Source organism: Mycobacterium sp. TH-M82, from assembly GCF_057473605.1.
Map to the genome: position 1 here is coordinate 1 of NZ_JBYCKY010000651.1, position 4,235 is coordinate 4,235.

At 69.0% G+C, this 4,235-nt stretch carries 3 protein-coding genes; 2 read left to right on the top strand and 1 reads right to left on the bottom strand.

Annotated features, from left to right (window positions below):
- On the bottom strand, positions 1-2,215 hold a 2,215-nt coding region (locus AC2VON_RS19155; RefSeq protein WP_486954364.1), incomplete at its 3' end, for an error-prone DNA polymerase.
- Positions 2,216-2,324: 109 nt separating this feature from the next.
- Here AC2VON_RS19155 and AC2VON_RS19160 point away from each other — a divergent pair.
- Together AC2VON_RS19160 and AC2VON_RS19165 are read left to right on the top strand one after the other, a co-directional pair.
- Positions 2,325-2,753, top strand: coding sequence for an MmpS family transport accessory protein (locus tag AC2VON_RS19160; RefSeq protein WP_486954365.1), 429 nt, complete (start codon positions 2,325-2,327; stop codon positions 2,751-2,753).
- The coding region (locus AC2VON_RS19165; protein WP_486954366.1) for an MMPL family transporter at positions 2,750-4,235 on the top strand (1,486 nt) is incomplete at its 3' end. The genes AC2VON_RS19160 and AC2VON_RS19165, both read left to right, overlap by 4 nt.

Consider the following 4,235-nt stretch of genomic DNA (forward strand, 5'->3'; position numbering starts at 1 on the left):
GTTTGGACCCCATGGCGCGGCGCAGCTGGTCGGCCTCTCCCGCCGAGAAACCCGCGCAGTCCACCGCCAGCTGCATCAGCTGCTCCTGAAACAGCGGCACCCCCAGCGTTTTCCGCAGCGCGCGGGCCATCGACGGATGCTCGTAGGTCACCGGGTCGACGCCGTTGCGGCGCCGAATATAAGGATGCACCGAGCCGCCCTGAATCGGCCCGGGGCGGATCAGCGCCACCTGTACCACCAGGTCGTAGAACTCGCGGGGCCGCAACCGCGGCAGGGTGGCCATCTGGGCACGCGACTCCACCTGGAACACTCCGACGGAGTCGGCGCGCGCCAGCATCTCGTACACCGCCGGCTCGGACAGGTCGATGCGGGCCAGGTCCACCTCGATGCCCTGGTGCTGCGCCACCAGGTCACGCGCGTAGTGCAGCGCCGAGAGCATGCCCAGCCCGAGCAGGTCGAACTTCACCAAACCGATTGCCGCGCAGTCGTCTTTGTCCCACTGCAGCACGCTGCGGCCGGGCATCCGGGCCCATTCCACCGGGCACACGTCGGCGATCGGGCGGTCGCAGATCACCATGCCGCCGGAGTGGATGCCCAGATGCCTGGGCAGGTTGGCGATCTGGGCCGCCAGCTCCATCACCGGCTCGGGGATGCCCTCGGCATCGGGTGATTCGGCAAGCCCGCCCCACCGGCTGAGCTGCTTGCTCCAGGCGTCCTGCTGGCCCGCCGAGAAACCCAGCGCCCGGGCCATATCCCGCACCGCGCTGCAGCGCCGGTAGGTGATGACGTTGGCGACCTGCGCGGCGTAGTCGCGGCCGTAGGTGTCGTAGACGTAGCCGATGACCTTTTCCCGCTGGCCCGATTCGATGTCGATGTCGATGTCGGGCGGCCCGTCACGGGCGGGCGACAAGAAACGCTCGAACAGCAGATCGTTGGCCACCGGGTCCACCGCGGTGATGCCCAACGCGTAGCAGACCGCCGAGTTGGCCGCCGATCCCCTTCCCTGGCACAGGATGTCGTTGCGTCGGCAGAACTGGGTGATGTCGTGCACCACCAGGAAGTATCCCGGGAACCCCAGCTGTGCAATGACTTTCAGCTCGCGCTCGATCTGCGCGTACGCCAGCGGCGAACGCTCGGGTGGTCCGTAACGGTCGCCGGCGCCCGCCAGGGCCAGCTGCCGCAGCCAGCTGTCCTCGGTGTGCCCGGCCGGCACGTGAAACGGCGGCAATCGCGGGGCGATCAGCGTCAGCGGAAATCCGCACTGCGCACCGAGCTCGGCCGCCGCGGTCACCACGTCGGGACGCGGCGCGAACAGCCGCGCCATCTCCTCGCCGGAGCGCAGATGCGAACCACCCAGCGGCGCCAGCCAGCCGGCTGCCGACTCCAGGGACTGCCGGGCACGTATCGCACCCATCGCCATCGCCAGCCGGCCCCGGCACGGCCCGGCGAAGTGTGCGCCGGTGGTGGCGACCACCGAAACCCCGAAGCGCGGCGCCAGCGCCGCCAGCGCCGCATTGCGCTCGTCGTCGAGCGGCTGGCCGTGCCAGGTCAGCTCGATGCTGACCCGCCGCCGCCCGAACCGGTCCACCAGGTCGGCCAGCGCCGCCGCGGCCGCCTCCGGGCCGCCGGTGGCCAGCGCGTGGCGGACATGGCCTTTGCGGCACCCGGTCAGGATGTGCCAATGCCCGCCCGCCGCGTCGGCCAGCGCGTCGAAATCGAAGTGCGGCCTGCCTTTTTCGCCACCGGCCAAGTGTGCCGCGGCCAGCTGGCGCGACAACCGCCGATAACCTTCCGGGCCGCGGGCCAGCACCAGCAGGTGCGGGCCCGGCGGGTCCGGTTCGTCGGTGCGCGCCGAAGCTCCCAGCGACAGTTCGGCGCCGAAGACGGTGGCGATATCCCATTCCCTGGCCGCCTCGGCGAACCGCACCACCCCGTAGAGGCCGTTGTGGTCGGTCAGCGCGATGCCGCGCAGGCCCAGCCGAGCGGCCTCGGTGACCAGTTCCTCCGGTGTGCTGGCCCCGTCGAGGAAGCTGTACGCCGAGTGCGCGTGCAGTTCGGCATAGGGGACGGCAGTGCCGCCGGGGGGCCGGCACACTTGCCGTTTGCGCGACCACGCCGGGTTGTCAGAATCACCACCGGCCCCGGCGTGTCGCGGCCTGCCGTCGAGCACCCGCTCCATCTCCGCCCAGCTCGGCGGCCCGTTGCCCCAGCCCACGCCCACCAGTATATCGAATGTATGTTCGATTAGACTACGGCCGGTCGTGGAAGGAAGTTTGATGCACTAATCTTGGCACGTCGACGCGGTACGAAAGGGGCAGGCCATCATGTTCGGCGTTGTCAGACGTGCGTGGCTGCCGCTGCTCATCGCGGCGGTCGTCGGCGTCGGCGTGTTCACGGTGCACCGGGTCCACGGCTACTTCGGTGCCCACGACAACGCCGGCGCATCCACCGTGTTTCAAGACACCGAGCCGTTCAACCCCAAGGTCGTGGTCTACGACATCTTCAGCCCGGACGGGACCTTCGCCGACATCAACTACCTGGACCTGGACGCCCAGCCGCAGCGGCTGGACCGCGCCGGCCTGCCCTGGTCGCTGACGCTGTCGACCACCGACCCGGCGGTCAGCCCCATCGTCGTCGCGCAGGGCGACGGCGACACCATCGGCTGCCGGATCACCGTCGACGGCGAGGTCAAGGATGAGAGAATCTCCAATGGCGTCAACGCCCAAACCTTCTGCATAGTGAAGTCCGCATGAGCCGACACACCAGCGAGAACCCCACCGACGCCCTGCCCAAGCCGCCCAGGCCGCCCAGCGCGCCCAAGGCGCCCAAGTCGCCCACGGTGTCCACACCGGCCTGGCAGGTAGCCATCCCGCGGTGGATCCGCCGGCTTGCGCTGCCGATCATCCTGGCCTGGGTGGCCGTCGTCGTCGTGCTGAACACCGTCGTGCCCCAGCTCGACGAGGTCGGACGGATGCGGGCGGTGTCGATGAGCCCCCAGGAAGCGCCGTCGATGATCGCCATGAAACGCGTCGGCAAGGTGTTCAACGAGTTCAAATCCGACAGCTCCGCGATGGTGGTGCTGGAAGGCCAGCAGCCGCTCGGCGACGAGGCGCACCGCTACTACGACACGCTGGTCGCCAAGATGCGGGCCGACACCAAACACGTCGAGCACATCCAGGACTTCTGGAGCGACCCGCTGACCGCGGCGGGCTCGCAGAGCCCGGACGGCAAGGCCGCCTACGTCCAGGTGTATCTGGCCGGAAACATGGGCGAGACCCTGGCCACCGAGTCCGTCGAGGCCATTCAGCGCATCATAGCCGACACGCCGCCGCCGCCCGGGGTTAAGGCCTACGTGACCGGCCCGGCGGCGCACCCCGCCGACCAGCACATCGCCGGCGACAAACGCCTGAAGGTGATCACCGCGCTGACCTTCGTGGTGATCATCACCATGCTGCTGCTGGTCTACCGGTCCATCGGCACCGTGTTGGTGGTGCTGGGGATGGTGGTGTTCGAGTTGGCCGCGGCCCGCGGCGTGGTGGCCTTCCTGGGCTACCACAACGTCATTTTGCTCTCGACGTTCGCGGTCAACCTGCTGGTGACGCTGGCCATCGCCGCCTCGACGGACTACGTGATCTTCCTGCTCGGCCGCTATCAAGAGGCACGCTCGGTAGGCGAGGACCGCGAATCGGCGTTTTACACGATGTATCACGGGACCGCGCACGTGATCCTCGGCTCGGGCCTGACGATCGCGGGGGCGACCTTCTGTCTGCACTTCACCCGGCTGCCCTACTTTCAGTCGCTGGGCATCCCGCTGGCCATCGGGATGGTGGTCGTGGTGGTCGCGGCGCTGACCCTGGGCGCCGCGGTCGTCGTGGTCGCGGGCCGTTTCGGCATGTTGGAACCCAAGCGGGCGATGCGCATCCGGACCTGGCGGCGGATCGGCGCCCTGATCGTGCGCTGGCCGGGCGCCGTCCTGGTGGCCACCACGGCCGTCTGTCTGGTCGGGCTGCTCACCCTGCCCGGATACCACGCCAACTACAACGACCGCCACTACCTGCCCGGCTACGTCCCGGCCAACATCGGCTATGCGGCCGCCGACCGGCATTTCTCCCAGGCCCGGATGAATCCGGAACTGCTGATGATCGAAGCCGACCACGACCTGCGCAACCCGGCCGACTTCCTGGTCATCAACCGCATCGCCAAACGCGTCTTCGAGGTGCCGGGCATCGGGCGGG

Coding starts and splice junctions, on each gene's coding strand:
- AC2VON_RS19160 (WP_486954365.1), top strand. CDS start 2,325: ATGTTCGGCGTTGTCAGACGTGCGTGGCTGCCGCTGCTCATCGCGGCG.